The following is an 18,588-nucleotide window of genomic DNA, read 5'->3' on the forward strand; positions in this document are numbered from 1 at the left end:
ATTTTGTATCAAACTTTCTTTGATAGGAACCATTTCTAGAATTTTCGTTATTGGTTCTAGCGTATGGTTCATAATCAAGAAAAGCCGTCAACTCATATGCGAGTATTTCATTGAGAGATTTCTCCAACTCTGAACGAAACAGTTCAGTTACAGCCTGTTCAAAAGCTGGAAGATTGTTGTCATTAGAAAATAGGTTTTTCATTAAAGATGTAGTAAAATAGTTCATGGGTATATTCCTTTCGTAAATTGTTTTTGGTCGAACTAATTTTACTAAGGATATACCTTTTTTTCTATATTTCCAGAAAAACGAATTTACACAAGATATTTTATGCTATCAATTCTCCTGCAAAAAAAACTCAAATACAATTATCTTTGATTTTTATTATGCTTATTCTATAAAATATCTAACTCTAAAAAATGTTTGATATCCTCAAAACTCCTTACTTCTAAATCCGCATCTCTTGTATCCTGTTCAATAATGGAACCTTTGTAGCCAACTGTAAAAATTTTAGAATTTTTACCAGCTTTGATTCCATTTATAGAATCTTCAATAATCAATAGATTTTTCCGAGGAATGTTCATTTCTTTGGCCGCAAATAAGTAAATATCCGGTGCAGGCTTACTATTTTTAACTATTTCACCGCTAAATACTTCATCAAAATAATCATGAATTTGTAAACGATTTACAACATTTTTTAAATAATTCATATTTGAAGAAGATACAATTGCTGTCTTTAATTGTTTTAATTTACACCATTTAAGAAATTCCAATAGATAAGGCATTGGCTGTAAATTCATTTGGTTAAATTTCTGATCAAAAATTTCCCTTTGTCCCGTAATCAACTCTTCATCAGTATAGTTCTCTAAAGGAAATTTGACTCTCAATGTTTTAATGATACATGGCATTTTCTGTCCTAATACATTTACTACATCTTCCAAATTCGTTTCTATGCCAAGAGTAGAAAGATAATCCATCAAAGAATTTATGTATATAGCTTCACTATCGAGTAAAACTCCATCACAATCAAATAATATGCCTTTTATCTTCATTAAAAAGAACTTCTATATTGCTTTAATCTATCCATAAATCGTTTTACTCGTTTCTCATCAACTTCATTTTCAAAAATTCCATCTTTTTTAAAATGTGTTGCTATAAACGCTGCATCTGCTACCTCATATACTTCTTCGATTGTATCATAATTTACTCCTGTTGTTGCAAAAAGCACAGTATCTGGATAATCCTCTCGAATTTCTCTCATGAATTCCATATCAATTTTCTTGCCTGCATTAGCCCCACAAATTCCAATCGCATCTGGAAGGTTACCAAATAATTCTCCATTAACAATAGAATGCTTATCACGTCCTCCAATTTCACAACTGGATTCTGGAATCACATAATGAACCATTTTTAGCTTCTGAGATAATCCTAAATTATTTCTATGCCGCAAGAATTCACCCGGATGAGCATTTGTTAATCCCATATTTCCTGAAAACGCCCCGGCGAAAGTTCCTCGCATTAGCTGTCCTCCTATAACTGCATTTAGTGCAATTGAATCATGAGTATTTGAGATCACATTTGCACCATAAGGTACTTTAATGTCCTCTTTTAAAACCCCAATTACATAAGCCATTCCCGCAATAATTTCTGAAGATGGTTCAGCTTCATAAGGAAAACTGAATTCGTTAGAAAATAAAACTGCGTCAATTCCACCATTCTGCAGAGCCAATAAATCTTTACGTGCACTTTCAATTACATCAGACATGCCTTTTTCGCTATTAAATAGAGGATCACTTGGAAATGCTTTGAAATGAACTACACCAATAGCTGCTTTTTCTGTACCTACCACTTCACTCAACCATGTTTTTCTCATCATTTTTTAATACTCCTTTTACAAAATTCCAATTAAACTACATACAACAGCAATCACAAACATTACAATCATTATCTTAAATACACTGGTATTTTTCCGAAGGCTCATGAATACACCTACTACTGCTACAACGCTTAATAATCCAGGTAAAATTGAATTTAACAAATCCTGAATGACTATTGTAGAATCACTGATAGTAAATTGTAGAGGTGTTGTAATATTTACATTATTAGCAATCATAGCACCTGCAATTGTAAGACCAATGATACTTAAAATATCAGTAATCTTATTCATAATTCGCTTGTCTGTGATTTTACTTAAGATACTTCTTCCTAGTGTATAACCTTTACTAAATGTGAAGATACCCATAGCCATTAAATAAATACCATAAAGCAAGCAGAAGATAATAGGCCCTAAGGCACTTCCTTTTAATGTCATATCGACACCAATAGCTAACGCAACTGTTTTAACCAATCCTTGTGTAATTGTATCTCCAATCCCTGCTAAAGGTCCCATAAGGCCAACTTTGATATTTTTAATCATATCTTCATCAATGTTTCCACCATTAGCCATATCTTCTTCCATTGAAGCCACAAGACCTGGTATAAAAGCACCCCAGTTATTTTCTGTATTAAAGAACATCATATGACGTCTTAACGCTTTAATTCTTTCTTCCTTATTATCTGCATATAATCGATTTATAATAGGTGTCATGGCATGGCAGAATCCCATAGACATTAATCGCTCATATGATAAACATGATTCAGAAGTAGTCTCCCAAATAAGAAAACAACGAATTAAATCTTTTTTGGTTAACTGTTTTTTAACTGTTGCCTCATTAAGTGTTTCATTCATTTTCGGTGCCTCCTTCTGTTAATTTATCCAATCCTAATGACCAATATAAAATTGCTCCAGCTATACCAATTAGCGTACATGCAATAATATCTAGTTTTAAATAAGCAATTAGTACAAAACCAATTATTGCAAATGCAACAAATTTTTTCTTATATACCGCTTTAAACATCATTCCTATTCCTAAAGCTGGTAATACAGCACCAACTACATTCAATGCATGTGAAATTTGTTCAGGTAAAGCATTCATAAATGTTTCAAAAACATCAGCTCCAAAATAAACACAAATGAAAGCAGGCAGCCCATATACAACCATGCATACAAACTGTGGTAATAGCCAGTTATAAATCCATAAATGTTTAGTTTCTCCCGATTCAATATACTTATCAGCCATATGAACAAATGCTACATTGACAGTCATTAAAGCATTAGTCGCGAGTAAGCCCAAAGTTCCTAATGTTACAGCAATCGTTACTCCAACTTCTGGAGTTTGATGAGACAACATAGTAACTGCTGTAGCAATTACGCCAGCATAGCATTTATCAAATGACGAAACTCCTCCAACTGTAATCTGCCCCATATAAATGAGCTGAATTGTAGCACCAATAGTAGCACCTGTCATCCAATCCCCTAAAATTAGACCTGTGAGCGCTCCCTCAATAATAGGGTTACGAATAATCCATACCAAATATTCGACAAAGACATTTCCACAAATTGTGGCAAGTAATCCAACCATTAAACCTTGTACTAACATTATAATCTCCCTTCTAAAAACAATTAATATACAAATTGTGAACGTTTTTCATCAGGTGTAACTTGGAAATAAACATTCACCCCCATATCTTGAATGCTCTTTAATGTATCTTTTTCACTCTGACTTGCTGATATATTTTTGAATATTTTTTGCCTATCGGAACCGGCTCCCATACCACCTATATTTAGTTCTTTGAGCTTTACGCCAGCTTGAAATAATTCCTTAGCTACATAAGGAAACTTAATCAGGATTAAAACATTATCTGGTTCACTATCGAATTTCTCAACCAATCTTCGAATATCATCCAAACCAGTAATTATTAATTCCCTATCTGATGGAGCAACCATTTGCATTATTCCTTTAATAAAATCATCTTTTGCCACTCCATCATCCACAATCCAAATTTTATCAATTTGTAGATTTTTTGCCCACGCTGTCACGATTTGGCCATGAATTAATCGATCATCGATACGAATCATTTTAATACTCATTTTTCATTCTCCTTTCTTTTTGGTAATGTGTTTGATAGTAATTCTGAAAAATCAATAATCCCTTTATGACCTGAATCTAGCGCAATTTGCTTCATCACATCTAAAGATAAATTTTGTTTTAAAGCAGAAGCAACTTCTACAACCATAGATAAATTCATACCACATATGATTTCTATGGAAATTTTTTTGCAGTACTTTTCATATACTCTTGTAGAAATCATAAAAGGACTACCTCCAAATAGATCGGTTAAAATCAAAATCCCTTCGTCTTCCGATTCCAACACTTGCTCTTCTACCATTTGTTGATACATATCCATATCTTGCCCGTATGGGAGAGTAAGATATGATATTTTCGGACTTGGCTTACCCATAATTAGCTCTATTGTTTGGTAGAAAGATTTTGATAACTCAGAATGGCTTAATAATAATAACCTACACATTCATTCGTCTACCTCCTTTACGTTTCCAATTGTAACAACCCTATCCCGAAACACAAAATTCGTAAAAAAATAACACAGATTAATACCTGTGTTATTTTTAATTCTTATATTTTCACCCTATAATAACTAATTTTCCATTCAATAGTAAAGTAAGCGTTTTCATTTTTTAGAATGTGTGTTATTATAAACCTATCATCATAGTATAAATAACACACATTTTTTTATCTGCAAAATAGTACAACACAATTTTCAAAGAAAGGGACACAATTTTGTGAGGTGATTTTCCATGACTACGCGAATCGAAAGAATAAGCAGTTATTTAAAAGAACAAACTGATGCAATTTTACAAGATGGTCTAAATAATGAACCAGGGATTGATGCTTTGTTATGTGCCCTAGATTTACACTTAGATAGAGCAAATGTATCAAAGGACCTGAACCGTTTGTGGAAAGAAGGTAGAGCAGTAAAGGTTCAAGGTAAACCTGTGTATTATCTAGATTATACTGTTTTATCTAAGCATTTTCCGAATCAATATATACCATCTATAATCTCAAAAAATGAAAATTTAACTGACTTTTTATCAATGCAACCATATAAAAAAGTGCATACAGAGAACAATTATTTTAATAATACTCTAGATGATATGATTGGCGCCAAAGGATCATTATCAGAAGTAATCATTAATGCAAAATCAGCTATTTCTTATCCACCTTATGGCATTCACTGTCTTATTTTAGGAAATGCTGGTGTAGGAAAAACATTATTAACGCAACGGATGTATAACTTTGCATGTCAAGTAAGAAAAGCGGATTCCATTCCTTTTATGACTCTATCCTGCCAAAACTATCAAGAAAATCCTCAGTTATTTTCAGAAGCATTATTTGGAAGCAAAACTAAAAATAATTCTCGCTACTCTCCAAGCATTTTTGAAACTTGTAAGAATGGAATCATTGTACTAGAACAAATTGACCGCCTCCCTTTTTCCTGTCAAACACAATTAGCTTCTATTCTGAGCCGTAAAAGGTATCATACTATATATCAACAAGATGAACAGCAATTACAAAGTATGATTATAGCTACTACCTCAAAAAATAATGACGATTGTAAAATAGAAACTCTTGCTAAGTTTATGCCGATACAATTAAAAATGGAAGATATAGATAAAAGAGGAATTTACGAGAAAATAGAACTTATAATGGATCTATTCTCAGAAGAAGCGATTCATACTCATACTACAATTCGTGTACACAAAGATATTATAGCCTGGTTAGCTTCCAAAAAATTTCCTAACAATATTATACAAATGAGAAATGAAATCCAGATTTCATGCAGCAAAGCGTATATGGAAATTAATGATCCAAAAAAGCAAATAGTATATGTATCATTTCAAAGTCTCTCTTTAGAATTACTTAGTCAGACCGAAAATACTCAAAACTTAAATTCTAATATTTTTAGTCTTTTATCTTGTATTCCATCTGATTATTTACAGTTTAATCAAGATGGCACATCTAATGCTGCAACTATTTTCAAAAATGCACCAAATATGTTTAAAGAGCATAGAATGCGTCAATTCATTGATGAATTTAATGTCAATGTAGAAGAGCTGAAAGATATTAATCATTATGTCAAAGAAAATATCAATGTGTTAAAAGATTGTCCTTCCCCTCAACTAGAAGGACTACATAAAAACATAAATCCATATGTTTATCAAGTAACGATGCAAAAAATAAATGAACGCCAACTTCTAAAAAAATTAAGCGAGCATCCACAACTTTTATATGGCATTTTATTACATATTACAAACTATATATCACGTATCGAACACGGACAAACAGGAATTGATAACTCTAAATCAATGACAAAATACGTTTATCATAATGAATATTTGTGCGCTAAAGATATTTACCAAGAATTCTCGAGTTTATATAGCTTTACTCCTTCTGAAAGAGAAATAGATTTTTTAGCATCATATTTAGCAATAGCAAACCAATGGATTAATCATATTAATGTTGCCATTTTAGTTATTTGTCATGGAAAACATATTGCTTCGGAAATGGTTGATTATGTAAAAAAATCAGTACAAGGGACATTTTTTATAGATTCAATAGACTTTAACGAGGATATGCAACTTAACGATTTATTAGAGCTAGCTTGTATCAAAGCTAATGATTTAAATCAAGGTGCGGGTATCTTAATTGCATGTGACATAGAACCTCTGACATCAGTTTCTGAGCATATTCACAAACAAACGAATATACCAACAAAGTCTGTTAACAATATTAACCTAATGGACCTATTGAATTTAACAGATCAAACCACATCACCCTTAAACGATTTAAATCAGATACGAATAAAACCAGATCATGAACAAAAGAAAATAAAAAAAGCAACACAATCTGAATTTATACAGCAAATCAAGGAAAGAGTTATATCTAAAACTGTATCTTTTATTGATGTTAATAAATCAACTAGTATATTAGAAACTTGTTTAAAGAATACATTGAAAGAACTACATATGGAATATACAGATGTTCTAGCCATTAAATATCTGTGTCATTGTACAAATATGTTAGAAAGAATCATTCGAAATGAAACATGGGATTATCAAAAATCACACTTATTTATGAAAGAAAATTCTTATATGATTCATGTTATAGAACATGGATTAGAATTTGCTGCAAATTCATTTGGTATAAAAATCCCTTTATCAGAACTAATTTATGTAACTCAGATATTTCTGCCCGAAGAATAATATTAAATATAAAAAATGAGAGGATCGAAATCTCTCATTTTTTATATTTTCCAAATGCCTGATCAAAGTCCAAATGCACTTGCTTTAGAAAAAAGACCAGCCATATCACAAAAGCAGGAAAAATAACCCATTCTGTGACATAAAAACATAAAATTGTCGATACAAACCATAGAATGTTACACCAGGCAAAAACTTTTCTTTGATCTTTTGCCAATTTGGCACAATCATAGCTCATTCTCTCTTCTTTCGAAAGAATGTTGAAACCACTAATCAAAAACACGCTTTTCTCTTTCAACACCCAAAATACAAGTGATAAAATGAAAAAGAATAAAGTCAAATTAAAGATAAGATAATACTAAGATTCATTAAGCTCCTTCATAAAGTCATTTAAACAGATGACTTGATCAAATAGACAAAGTACCGGTCGATCTTCTTTTGTTCTATACAATTGATCCGTATGATAATGACCATGGAACCAGACTTTATAATCCACTTTCTTTTCTATCTGTTCTAAAAATTCATGTAGATTTTGTCGATCTTTTCCGTATCCATCTAATGTAGTTTCATATTTCTTAGATAACGGATGAGAAGAAAAGACATCATGCGTTAAAATATAATCCACTTTCCAGTTATGGGCAGCCAGATTCTTCATGGCATTTTCACATTCCTCCACTGTAGGGATTTCTTCCTGCCACCATGTTTCGTGTTCTTTTCTATACATGCAATCATGAGAAAAACCACCACCAAACGCAAAGAAAGTCTTGTTTTTGAGGGTATAGATTTCTCCACGCATCAGATGATAGATGTTGGAACGAATCCGATGAATTCTTCCTCCATGCCACATTTCTTCCGGATATTGTTGTAATACATCAAAGTTCTCATGATTTCCATCAATAAACAATGTTGTCCATGGCAAGGATTCGATCCAGTTCAACCAGAAACGATCTCCACTGCCACCATCCCAGATACAGCCAAAATCACCACAGATGATCAAAAAATCATCACGGTTTAATTTTAAACCTTCCACAAATTCATCTGGATTGATCTTATGAATATCAATTTCCCGATGTGTATCACTTGTCAAATAAATCATAAATCTCTAAATCTCCTAAAAAAACAAAATGCCTGATTGCTCAGGCATACATTTACTCGACTCCTAAGATAAAGGAATATACTGGCTGTTTGCCATCATATATTTCAACTTCGGCATCGCTTGTTTCTTCAATATAATCGGCTAAAGCCTGCGCCTGTTCCTTGGTAGCTTCTTTACCATAAATCAAAGTGACAAGTTCACTGTCTTCATCAACCATTTTATCCACAAGCGCTTTGGAAGCTTCCAGACAATCCGGACAAGATACAACGATATCTTTGCCAAAGATACCCATATATTCATCTTTCTTGATTTCCAAGCCTTCATAAGTCGTATCCTTGATCGCATAGGTAACCTCACCGGATTTCACATGATCAATGGCTTCCTGCATTTCTGCCAGGTTTTCTTCGAGTTCAACTTCCGGATTAAACATAACACAAGCACTCAACCCCTGTGGAATCGTCTTTGTCGGCAAGACATGAATATCCTGATCTTCGCAAACACTCTGTGCCTGTTGTGCTGCCAAAACGATGTTGGAATTATTCGGTAAGATCAAAATATGTTCAGCATCCAGCTGATTTACGGCACTGACGAAATCCTCCGTACTTGGATTCATTGTCTGTCCACCGCCGATCACGACATCTGCTCTTAACTCTTTGAACATCTGGTCTACACCGGCACCCGGTGCTACTGTGATGATCGCATATTTTTGGTGTTCACGTTTCGAAACAACTGGTGCAGCTTCTTCGTTTTCAAGAATATTGTCATGCTGCTCCTGCATGTTTTCTACTTTCAGTTTGACAAAACGACCCTGGCGTTTTCCCATTTTAATAGCCGTTTTAGGTTCTAATGTATGTACATGAACTTTTACAAGATCATCATCCTGTACACAGACAATCGAATTACCGATCGTTGCCAATTCTTCCTTAAACTGTTCTTCTGAGAAATGACGAATTCCGTTTTCATTCAAGTGCAAAATAAACTCGGTACAGAATCCAAACTCTTCTTCACCGCCCTGCACTTTTGTCTGCGCATGCTCATTCACTTCGGCCGCATCACTTGCCGCAATGACATTCCCCTGCAAAGCGGAAAGGAAACCTTCTAAAATGACACAAAGACCTTTTCCACCACTATCAACAACACCGACTTCTTCCAAAACCGGTAAAAGCTCCGGTGTTCTCTCTAAAGATGCGTTCGCTTCATCGACCATCTTTTGAAGAACCTGAACACAATCCTCAATTTCTTCAGTCACTGTATAAGCATACGTATAATCGGCAGCCTCACGTACAACGGTCAAAATCGTTCCCTCAACCGGACGCATGACCGCACGATAAGCAACACGAGATCCATTGACCAAGGCATTAGCCAGCTGCATCGCATCGATTTCATCTAAATCTTCTACAGCCTGATAAAAACCTCGAAAAATCTGTGATGTGATAACACCTGAGTTTCCACGGGCTCCCATCAACAAACCGCGAGAAAGCGTCTTACAGATTTTTCCTACCGTATCGGCATCTTCTTTTAAAGCTTCCTTGACCCCGTTTGAAAAGGTCAGATTCATATTGGTTCCTGTATCCCCATCCGGTACAGGGAAGACATTCAAAGCGTCGATCTCGGCAGAATGGTTGGCCAGATTATTCATACCAGAGGTCAACATGTCTTTTAATAGCTGACTGTTGATTCTTTCCATCTTCACACCTACTTCTCCAAACGAACACCCTGAACGTAAATATTTACCTCAAGGCATTTAACTTCCAATGTTTTTTCCAGGACGTATTTTACACGTTTTTGTGCTTCGTTGACAACTTCACTTAATTTGATTCCCTGCAGTGCAATGATATAAAGATCCAAGACCAGACCTTCTTCTTTCTGCGTTACGATGACCCCACGGGCATAGTTTTCTTTCTTTAAAAGCTCAGCCCATCCATCACGAATTGCTTTCTGGCTTGTCATACCGATCACACCATAGCTTTCGGTAATGGCACCACCGGCCAGGCTGGCAATCGCATCCAGTGAAATTGAAATTTGTCCGTATTCAGTTGATTTATTAATAGGCATACAAATACCTCCTGTTCGTATAGTTAATTATACCGCATTCAAAGCTAATTTACCACATCAAACGATAGTGTCGTATCATTCCATTGATAATAAATTCCTGTACCCGGATCATAGTATAGATTCAAAGAGGCGCTATACTGCAAGCCAAAGTTTGGATCCGTCTGCCAATCCGATGCCTTGTCGATATAATTTCCGGTTTCTGTTTCCGGCTGTTCTTCCTGCTGCGGTGTTGTTTGTTCGGTATCTTCTTTTAGCGAAGCATCTTGTTTCTCCTGCTCTTCTTCACTTTCTTTTTCTGTTTCTTCTTTTGGCTTATTTCCGCTTAACTGATCACAGTTGATCTTTTCAATCGCAGAATTATCCTTATCCAGAACCAGACAGACATTTTTTCCTTCCAGCTGATTTAACATGCTGGAATAATTGGTGATCATGTATAACGATTCCAGGGTCGTATAAACTTTATTCCCATCCTGCATCGTGATCTGTAACATATTTTTATCATAGGTTGATTCATATGGGATGATTTCCGCTATCTTTTCGATCACATCACGAGAAAGTTCCTTTTTATGCTCCTGAAACTGCTCGGCAATATTTTTTAGCTGTTTCTCATCAAATCCGCTCAACAAAGGAAAATGCACGATCTGCATCAGATCCTCTTCATCAATCTTGATGGATTCTCCCTTAGACGTCAACACATAGTTTGAATCATCCTGCACATAATAGCCGATCACCGTTTTTTCCTGTACATCGATTTCCAGTTTTCCACCCGATCGATGAATCTGCACAGAATCTATCAAAGGCAGTGTTTCTACGGCATCGGAAACCATGAACATAGGTGTAAGCCACAAACGCGTCTGTGTACCTACATGCGCTGTGCGCAAGATCTCCTGATCCGAATAGTAATAATTTCCGGTACAGGTAATAACCTTGACCTTTGAATCATTGGAAAAAAAATAAACTAAGAAGCTGGAAAGAAGAAAGATAATCGCACTTAATACGTAACAAGCTTTTAACCCAAACTGAAATTGAAACCTTTTTGTTTTCTTTACCAAACCAAGTGCTCCACTTCTGTAATCAAATCGATCCCATATTCTTCTTTTGCCTTTGTCTGAATTAATGTAATCAGATCCAGTACATCTTTTGCCTTAGCTTCTCCGTTCTTATTGACAATAAAGTTGGCATGCTTCAAGGAAACTTGTGCGCCACCGATTTCATACCCTCTAAGACCCAACTGCTCAATCAATTTCCATGCCGGAATCGACTCCGGATTGCGAAACACACTGCCGGCACATGGCATATTTAAAGGCTGTGCATCCATTCTTCTTTGACGACGTGAATCCATCAAAGCCTCAATTTCTTTTCGATCGCCTTTGTTCAGCCGAAAACAAGCTCCTAAGATCAGCCAGTCTTTGTGCTTTTGAAAGATCGAATGTCGATAGTCATAATCTAAATCTTTTGGATCCATCCATTCTATACATCCGTCTTTCCATACATAGACACCCTCTAATAAGGAAGCAATGTTAGCTTTATAGGCACCGGCATTCATATAAAGAGCACCGCCGATAGACCCTGGTATTCCGGAAGCAAATTCCAAACCACTCATGGAACGTTTCATCGCTTCTACCGAAAGATTGATGATAGAACAACCTGCCTGCGCAAGCAACACCCCATCTTCTTCAAAGAAAAAGTCATTTAACGTTCGATCTAAATTGATGATCGCACCATGAAAATGGGCATCGCTACATAAAATATTAGAACCTCTTCCCAAAACATGGTAAGGTATGTTTTCTTCCTTTAAAATCTGAAGAATTCTTGTCAAAGCCAATTCATTTTTCGGATATATAAAATAATCCACCGTACCACCAATGCGATACGTTGTATGTTTTTTCATAGATTCGTTACATAGCACCCGGCCATAAACAGCCAGTTTTTCCTGTACACTCATTTTCTTTCCCCCTGTTGGATACATGATCGGCATAGATCAATGATATCGTATGCGGCATTAGGACGCCCCAATTTTAACGCCTGTTCATGAACACTCTCCATCTTTTTTGGATCCATAAACAATTCTATGATACTTTTATTCAACGTACCAGCGTTAAGATCCTTTTCCTCAATCATCGAAGCAGCCCCTTTTTCTACTAAGACATTGGCATTATAAAACTGATGATTATTCGCCACATAAGGACTAGGAATCAAAATCGATGGAATTCCTAAAGCCGTAACTTCCGCAAGTGTTGTCGCACCCGCACGACAGATCATACCATCTATTTTTTTATAAATTTTCAAAGTATCCACATAGCCAGTTACATGAACATTCTTTAATTCTTTAAACAAAGCCGCATCCTGCAGATTATCTTTTCCACAAACATAAATAAACTGTATATTGTCCTCAATGCCTTTCAAAGCATCTTTCATTAACTGATTGACACTGCTGGAACCAAGCGAGCCCATCATGATCAAGATCGTCTTTTTTTTCGAATCTAATTGGAATGTATCATAATAAGCTTGATCAAATTCTGATTCTTTAGCCGTTGTCGCTCTTGGATTCCCCAGTAAGAATGTTTTTTCTTTGGGAAAAACTTCATCGCACTTTTCATAACATGTAATGATACGATCCACTTTATTCATGACCAGCTGATTGGCCTTTCCTACAATGGAATTCTGTTCATGGATCAAAGTCGGAATGTGCAGATGATGCGCTGCCAAAATGACCGGTGCACTGACATAACCACCAAAACCAATGACAAAATCAGGATCAAAATCCTTTAAGATTTTTTTACTTTTTTGATAAGCGATAAAAAGCTGAAGTATGGCTTTCATCTTTTTTAATGGTGATCCGACTAAACCCGATGTATGTAAAGATTGAAAAGGATATCCCTTTTCCGGAATCAACTGCGCTTCCATACGATCATCATTTCCAATGCAACAAATTTCACAAGATGGATCCTGTTCTTTAAATTTATCCAATAAGGCTAATGCGGGGTAAATATGTCCTCCCGTTCCGCCTGTTACACAAACTATTTTCATATCTTAGAAAGTATACCATAAAATCATAAAAAAAGTGGATTTTTAGTCCACGATTTCAATAGATTCCTGCGTAGGTTCCAGTTTGCCCATCAACACTAACCGCTGATTACTGTCAAATCCATAATCCAGATCACAAGTTGACAAGGTGATGAAAGAACCATTTGATGTATCAACCTCATTGGTATATTGTGCCGAAGCCATCATTTCCGATAAACGCTCATTGCGATAGCTGCCAAAGGAAGTCGTGTAATAAACCGAACCATCGGTCGTCTTGGCAAAGTACACGATCGAGCACTTATAGTTTTGCGTAGGTGTCAGTAAATAAAATACCGGATGCTCGTTAAAAAAGCTTTGATCATCAAAATTGGCCAGATTAGTAAACATCCCACCGATATCTACGGAGTGCCCATAGACAATCGAATTATCCTGACTAAAATCACTTGAAGCCTGTGCATCTAGAAAAATCGATCCCATACGATTGTATTCCCCACTGATCGTATGATCCAGATAAAAGCTGTTATCGCTTCCCTGTACGACCGGATACGATATTTCACACCCCGGAATATAGATCCAACCGACAATATCCGGATTTTGCGCCAACAGCTGATCCCAATCTGGTTCTAACAAATTGGCATCATCCGATGAAACAACCAACTTTTCCAATTCTTCCGTTTCTTTCTTTACAGTATCTTGTGTGTTATAGATTGTCCAAAGCTGATAGGCACTAAACCCAAATACACCAATACAAACAATCATTAATATTCGATAAATCCATTTTTTCATAGCTTTATATTAAACTATTCTTTCATACAGAGCAAATGATTCTACTCTCTGCATGAAAAAAAGCAGATTCAAACGAATCCGCTCTTAATACTTTACTTACTTAATAAGCTTGCAGCTGCTTCATCAACAACCAAAGTAACATCCGGATGATTTTGTAGAACTGAAGCCGGCATATCTGTTGTGACAGGACCTTCTACAGTTGCCTTAACAGCTTCTGCTTTTTCCGGTCCGGAGACAACCATCAATACTTTCTTGGATTTCATGATTGTACCAATTCCCATAGTGATAGCTTGTTTTGGCACTTTGTTCATATCATTATCAAAGAAACGAGCATTAGCTTCAATCGTACTTTGTGTTAAATCTACGATGTGTGTCATTTCATCAAATGGTGTACCTGGTTCGTTGAATCCAATATGACCATTACGACCGATTCCTAACAACTGTAGATCAATTGAAACCTTTTCCAGTTCTTTTTCATAGCCTTCGCAGTCTTCTTTTGTAGATCCATAAGGAACGTGTGTATTATTTGGATCGATATCAATATGATCAAACAAATTTTCTTTCATGAATGTGTAATAAGACTGTGGATTGCTTCTATCGATACCAACATATTCATCCAAGTTATATGTTACGACATCCTTATAGCTTGTTCCATTTTCTTCATGATCTTTGATCATACATTTGTACAATCCTACAGGGGAACTTCCTGTGGCAAGCCCTAATACAACACCTGGCTTGCTAGTGACAACTTCTTTCATGACTTCAAATGCCTTCTGCGACATTTCATCATAATCTTTACAAACAACTACCTTCATATAATACCTCCATATGTTACTCAAATTATAACATAGCCCACTCCTCTTCTCGTATCTTTTTTCGTAAACGTTTTATCTTTTTCAACAAGTTTTATCTTTTTGTCTTTTTTATTTGTATATTTTGTGAAAAAGATGAACTTGTGCAAATAGAATAGTATAATGGTTTTGAACAGGAGGATACATTATGCCAAAACAAAATCCATTATTAAACATCATAAAACGACAAAAACAAGGAGAAGCTGTGGGAATTTATTCTTGTTGTTCCAGTAACAGCTTTGTCATTGAAGCGGCTATTGAAACCGCAAAAAAACAAAATTCATGTGTATTGATTGAATCAACGGCCAACCAGGTGGATCAAAACGGCGGTTATTCAGGAATGACTCCTAAAGATTTCTATAAATACTGTCTGGATGTCGCCGGTAAAGTAGGACTGGACAAAGATCGCATTTTCTTAGGTGGCGATCACTTAGGGCCACTCACCGTCAGCAACAAACCAGAAGCCGAAGCCATGGATTACGCCAAAACACTGGTTCATGATTATGTTCGTGCCGGATTCACAAAGATTCATATCGACACCAGCATGAAAGTGGCCGATGATGATCCAAATACACGTTTAAGTGATGAGACGATTGCCCGTCGTGGTGCGACACTGGCAAAAGTTTGTGAAGAAGCTTATCAGGAACTTTTACAGGAAAATCCTGATGCAATCCATCCGGTGTATATCGTAGGAAGTGAAGTGCCGATTCCTGGCGGAGCTGTAGAAGAAGATGCCGGCATGCAGGTGACAAAGCCGGAAGATTTTAAATCAACCGTACAAACCTTTGAAAAAGCCTTTGAAGATATGGGTATTCAGGATGCATGGCAATACGTTATGGCAGCTGTTGTACAACCAGGTGTAGAGGAAAAAGATGCCGGTTGCGAAGAATATGACAGAGAAAGAGCCAAAGATCTTATGGCCAGCATCAAAGAATTCGATAATTTAGTGTTTGAAGGTCACTCGACAGACTATCAGACCAAATATAAATTAAAAGAACTGATTGAAGATGGTGTAGGTATCTTAAAAGTAGGTCCGGGATTAACATATGCTGCTCGTGAAGGTATCTTCAGTCTTTGCTGCATCGAAGAAGAACTGGCGCAGGTTTACGATTTTGAAACCAGTCACTTCAAAGAAGTCTTAGATGAAGTCATGTTAGAAAATCCAGGTAAATGGGCACCATATTATCATGGCACCGAAAAAGAAATTGCCTTTAAGAGAAAATATTCTTTCTCCGATCGTTCTCGCTACTATATGCCAAATCCAAAAGTACAAGATGCTTTAAACAAATTGCTGAATAACTTAAAAGAACATCCGGTATCACTTCCATTGTTGTCACAATATATGCCAATCCAATATACACTGGTTCGTGAAGGCAAGCTGGAAAACACACCGGAAGCATTGATCAAAGCACGTGTAGCATATACAATCGAAGAATATACATTCGCGACAAAACAGGAACAATTAGTAAACGAATAAGACTGATACATTTCAGCCTTTTCTTATGCTAAAATGAAGACATGAACAAGAACACGTTAAAACAGATCATACTAGCTATTAATGAATCCAGTTTGGAAAGTCAGTCAAGAGAAGAACTCATCGAAAGAGTCCGGGAAAGAACAGAAATTTCAAAAACAACGATTATGCAGGCCATCGATCTATTGTATCAACACAAAGCACTGGAATGGTTACAGGATGAAGTCGATCTCTTTCCTTGTGCTGTTATTTTTGCTCGTTCCAGACCCAACAGTATTACCGAAGTCTTGTCCTATTGGCAAATGTTTCATGCTGATGCATCCTTTTGGAAAGACAATGGATTTGAAATCAAGGACAAAAAAATCTTATATTATATCGAACAAATGGAAAAAGAAGATCCCACAAAAATTGTCAGTGATACATTATCGATCCTATATACCGATTCCATCATTCATAAAGGCAAACATATCCCTTATAAAAATGAAGATCGAAGAATCGTTCCCCTAAAAAACAAAGGCTTTCTTTATTCAGTCATGCCAAAAAAAGGTATTCCTACGAACCGCGATATTTCCAAAGATCTGCAAGTCTATTTCAAGGATACTTTGATGCATGAATTTGATCGTACCTGCCCTATTTGTGGGATTCATATGCCTCATATGTTAATTGCCAGCCATATCAAACCGTTCCGAGATTGTGCTCATATCTTTGAAGCGGCTGATCATAATAACGGATTACTGCTTTGTCGAAATCATGATTTTCTATTTGATCAAGGCTACATCAGTTACCAGGACGATGGCAAACTGATTATTTCAAAACACTTAAAACATCCGGAACATTACAATCTAAATGATTTAAATCCTAAATATATGAGCGAAAACAGAAAGCTCTATATGGATTATCATAGAAAACACATCTTTCAATACTAAAGCAGCCAAGTACTGCTTTTTTCATATAATTAACTAAGATAGTCAAAATTATAACATATTATGCCAATCGACTTTCTATTTTATATAAGAATTGATACAGTAAAGAAAAGAAAACAATGTATTATCCTATTTTTGACTAAAATGGTAAGGAGGACATAATAAAGAAATATTTACTCGTTTTAGCTGGAATACTTACTTATTTTCTTTTTGATGCGCTACTATACTCTTTAAAAATAGATCAAACAACAGTTTTTATGATTCAAAGCATAATCGCAATTATCTTACTGATTCTCTTTATAGGACTCTATGCATATTCCATTCGAAGAAAACATACTGTCTAGAATTTAATGTTTAATCCTTCATTTTCTATTGATGGGTGCTTATCAAATCATCTTATTCATTTATTGAAACAAGTCAAAGGAGAAGAAATTAAACAATGGATTTATAGAGTTTTACTTGCCATAGCGTTGATCAGTTATCCTGTTACTAAGCTTTTCCCTGCTTATAAAGATATCATTCAACCGATTACTTTGCCATTTTGTATTATTTTTTTAATATGGTTTCTTTATAAGTTATTTATGGAAAAGAAATCAAAGAAAGATCATCAATAAAAAAAAAGGCCCTGATTAGCATTGATCAGGACCTTTTTGGTGTTATTATTGTTTTACTTTCTTTGCGAGTACAAAGAAATCAAATAAAGCATATAATAAGGCAGCAGCAGCTAAAATATAGTTGATGATCATCGCAACGCCTGTGTATTGTTCTTCTAAACAGTTTAAGACCAATAAAACAGCTAGAACAAGGAATAGGAAACCTTTTAATGCGATCTTATTGGTTTCCATTCCCATTTCTGCTTCGATTCGGCCAATCTTTTTCTCCGGTTTAAAATCTTTATAGACTGTCAAATTTCGTAGAAAACGTCTAAATTGAAATTCCATAAAGACATAAAGAACAACACCGATTCCAATACACACTGCAATCGATAAATTAAAGGCATAAGAAATGATAGCTCCGATGATACCAATCGCAAAACGCATACTGTAGAAGTTATACGTCTTCTCTACATCTTTTATCAGATATCCATTTTTTGAGAATCGATCAAAATAGATCGGACGATCTTTCGCATCATAAAATACATTGATGCCACTGACTTTTTGTTCCGTATCTTTCTTCTTGGAAACAGGTCTTCTTCTTTGATTCATTCGATTTGCCATAA

Annotated in this window: 20 protein-coding genes; 3 read left to right on the forward strand and 17 right to left on the reverse strand. The window is 35.5% G+C overall.

The window, feature by feature from the left end; translation table 11 throughout:
• From G413_RS0107210 to G413_RS0107240, 7 genes are all read right to left on the reverse strand, one after another.
• A partial coding sequence (locus G413_RS0107210) for a transposase (RefSeq protein ID WP_022790242.1) occupies nucleotides 1–226 on the reverse strand: 226 nt, incomplete at its 3' end.
• A 167-nt stretch (nucleotides 227–393) separates the two neighbouring features.
• Nucleotides 394–1,050 carry an HAD family hydrolase gene (locus tag G413_RS0107215; protein WP_022790243.1) on the reverse strand — a complete coding sequence of 219 codons (657 nt, stop codon included), beginning with the start codon at nucleotides 1,048–1,050 and terminating at the stop codon, nucleotides 394–396.
• Nucleotides 1,050–1,874: a BtpA/SgcQ family protein gene (locus G413_RS0107220; RefSeq protein WP_022790244.1), complete on the reverse strand. Its 825-nt coding sequence runs from the start codon at nucleotides 1,872–1,874 to the stop codon at nucleotides 1,050–1,052. The genes G413_RS0107215 and G413_RS0107220 overlap by 1 nt, the downstream gene beginning before the upstream one ends.
• A gap of 15 nt (nucleotides 1,875–1,889) precedes the next feature.
• Nucleotides 1,890–2,726: a PTS system mannose/fructose/sorbose family transporter subunit IID gene (locus tag G413_RS0107225; protein ID WP_027969114.1), complete on the reverse strand. Its 837-nt coding sequence runs from the start codon at nucleotides 2,724–2,726 to the stop codon at nucleotides 1,890–1,892.
• Nucleotides 2,719–3,477 carry a PTS mannose/fructose/sorbose/N-acetylgalactosamine transporter subunit IIC gene (locus G413_RS0107230; RefSeq protein WP_027969115.1) on the reverse strand — a complete coding sequence of 253 codons (759 nt, stop codon included), beginning with the start codon at nucleotides 3,475–3,477 and terminating at the stop codon, nucleotides 2,719–2,721. Before G413_RS0107230 ends, G413_RS0107225 begins: the two co-directional genes overlap by 8 nt.
• A gap of 23 nt (nucleotides 3,478–3,500) precedes the next feature.
• Nucleotides 3,501–3,968 (reverse strand): PTS sugar transporter subunit IIB, encoded by a 468-nt coding sequence (locus G413_RS0107235; protein ID WP_022790245.1) that lies wholly within the window; start codon nucleotides 3,966–3,968, stop codon nucleotides 3,501–3,503.
• Entirely contained in the window at nucleotides 3,965–4,408 is a 444-nt protein-coding gene (locus tag G413_RS0107240; RefSeq protein WP_081637645.1) for a PTS sugar transporter subunit IIA, read from the reverse strand. Before G413_RS0107240 ends, G413_RS0107235 begins: the two co-directional genes overlap by 4 nt.
• A 286-nt stretch (nucleotides 4,409–4,694) precedes the next feature.
• On the opposite strand from G413_RS0107240, the gene G413_RS0107245 reads away from it, so the two are divergent.
• The gene (locus tag G413_RS0107245; RefSeq protein WP_022790247.1) at nucleotides 4,695–7,160 is read left to right on the forward strand and encodes a sigma 54-interacting transcriptional regulator; all 2,466 of its coding nucleotides are present in this window, start codon (nucleotides 4,695–4,697) and stop codon (nucleotides 7,158–7,160) included.
• Nucleotides 7,161–7,194: 34 nt separating this feature from the next.
• Here the strand turns inward: G413_RS0107245 and G413_RS11940 are convergent, their stop codons facing one another.
• The 9 genes from G413_RS11940 to nagB form a co-directional block, all read right to left on the reverse strand.
• Complete coding sequence (locus tag G413_RS11940) at nucleotides 7,195–7,497, reverse strand: DUF3784 domain-containing protein (protein WP_022790248.1); 303 nt, start codon at nucleotides 7,495–7,497, stop codon at nucleotides 7,195–7,197.
• 18 nt (nucleotides 7,498–7,515) lie between these two features.
• Nucleotides 7,516–8,253, reverse strand: a complete 738-nt coding sequence (locus G413_RS0107255; protein WP_022790249.1) for a metallophosphoesterase family protein — start codon at nucleotides 8,251–8,253, stop codon at nucleotides 7,516–7,518.
• Between the two features lie 52 nt (nucleotides 8,254–8,305).
• Nucleotides 8,306–9,940: a DAK2 domain-containing protein gene (locus G413_RS0107260; RefSeq protein WP_027969116.1), complete on the reverse strand. Its 1,635-nt coding sequence runs from the start codon at nucleotides 9,938–9,940 to the stop codon at nucleotides 8,306–8,308.
• Between the two features lie 8 nt (nucleotides 9,941–9,948).
• Nucleotides 9,949–10,308 (reverse strand): Asp23/Gls24 family envelope stress response protein, encoded by a 360-nt coding sequence (locus tag G413_RS0107265; RefSeq protein ID WP_022790251.1) that lies wholly within the window; start codon nucleotides 10,306–10,308, stop codon nucleotides 9,949–9,951.
• 44 nt (nucleotides 10,309–10,352) lie between these two features.
• Nucleotides 10,353–11,360, reverse strand: a complete 1,008-nt coding sequence (locus G413_RS0107270; RefSeq protein WP_022790252.1) for an FtsQ-type POTRA domain-containing protein — start codon at nucleotides 11,358–11,360, stop codon at nucleotides 10,353–10,355.
• Nucleotides 11,354–12,253, reverse strand: coding sequence for a UDP-N-acetylmuramate dehydrogenase (murB, locus tag G413_RS0107275; RefSeq protein WP_022790253.1), 900 nt, complete (start codon nucleotides 12,251–12,253; stop codon nucleotides 11,354–11,356). Before murB ends, G413_RS0107270 begins: the two co-directional genes overlap by 7 nt.
• Nucleotides 12,250–13,338 (reverse strand): undecaprenyldiphospho-muramoylpentapeptide beta-N-acetylglucosaminyltransferase, encoded by a 1,089-nt coding sequence (gene murG / locus G413_RS0107280; protein ID WP_022790254.1) that lies wholly within the window; start codon nucleotides 13,336–13,338, stop codon nucleotides 12,250–12,252. Before murG ends, murB begins: the two co-directional genes overlap by 4 nt.
• 42 nt (nucleotides 13,339–13,380) lie before the next feature.
• Nucleotides 13,381–14,121 (reverse strand): class B sortase, encoded by a 741-nt coding sequence (gene srtB, locus G413_RS0107285; protein WP_022790255.1) that lies wholly within the window; start codon nucleotides 14,119–14,121, stop codon nucleotides 13,381–13,383.
• Nucleotides 14,122–14,213: 92 nt separating this feature from the next.
• Nucleotides 14,214–14,936, reverse strand: coding sequence for a glucosamine-6-phosphate deaminase (gene nagB, locus G413_RS0107290; RefSeq protein WP_022790256.1), 723 nt, complete (start codon nucleotides 14,934–14,936; stop codon nucleotides 14,214–14,216).
• A gap of 184 nt (nucleotides 14,937–15,120) precedes the next feature.
• Here nagB and G413_RS0107295 point away from each other — a divergent pair, with 184 nt between their 5' ends.
• Entirely contained in the window at nucleotides 15,121–16,449 is a 1,329-nt protein-coding gene (locus G413_RS0107295; RefSeq protein WP_022790257.1) for a class II D-tagatose-bisphosphate aldolase, non-catalytic subunit, read from the forward strand.
• 41 nt (nucleotides 16,450–16,490) lie between these two features.
• Nucleotides 16,491–17,372, forward strand: coding sequence for an HNH endonuclease (locus G413_RS11215; RefSeq protein WP_022790258.1), 882 nt, complete (start codon nucleotides 16,491–16,493; stop codon nucleotides 17,370–17,372).
• A 656-nt stretch (nucleotides 17,373–18,028) separates the two neighbouring features.
• Here the strand turns inward: G413_RS11215 and G413_RS0107310 are convergent.
• A complete protein-coding gene (locus G413_RS0107310; protein ID WP_022790260.1) occupies nucleotides 18,029–18,586 on the reverse strand; it encodes a hypothetical protein in 558 nt (185 codons plus the stop codon).
• Between the last annotated feature and the right edge of the window lie 2 nt (nucleotides 18,587–18,588).

The organism is Faecalicoccus pleomorphus DSM 20574 (assembly GCF_000420345.1).
Classification (GTDB): Bacteria; Bacillota_I; Bacilli_A; order Erysipelotrichales; family Erysipelotrichaceae; genus Faecalicoccus; species Faecalicoccus pleomorphus.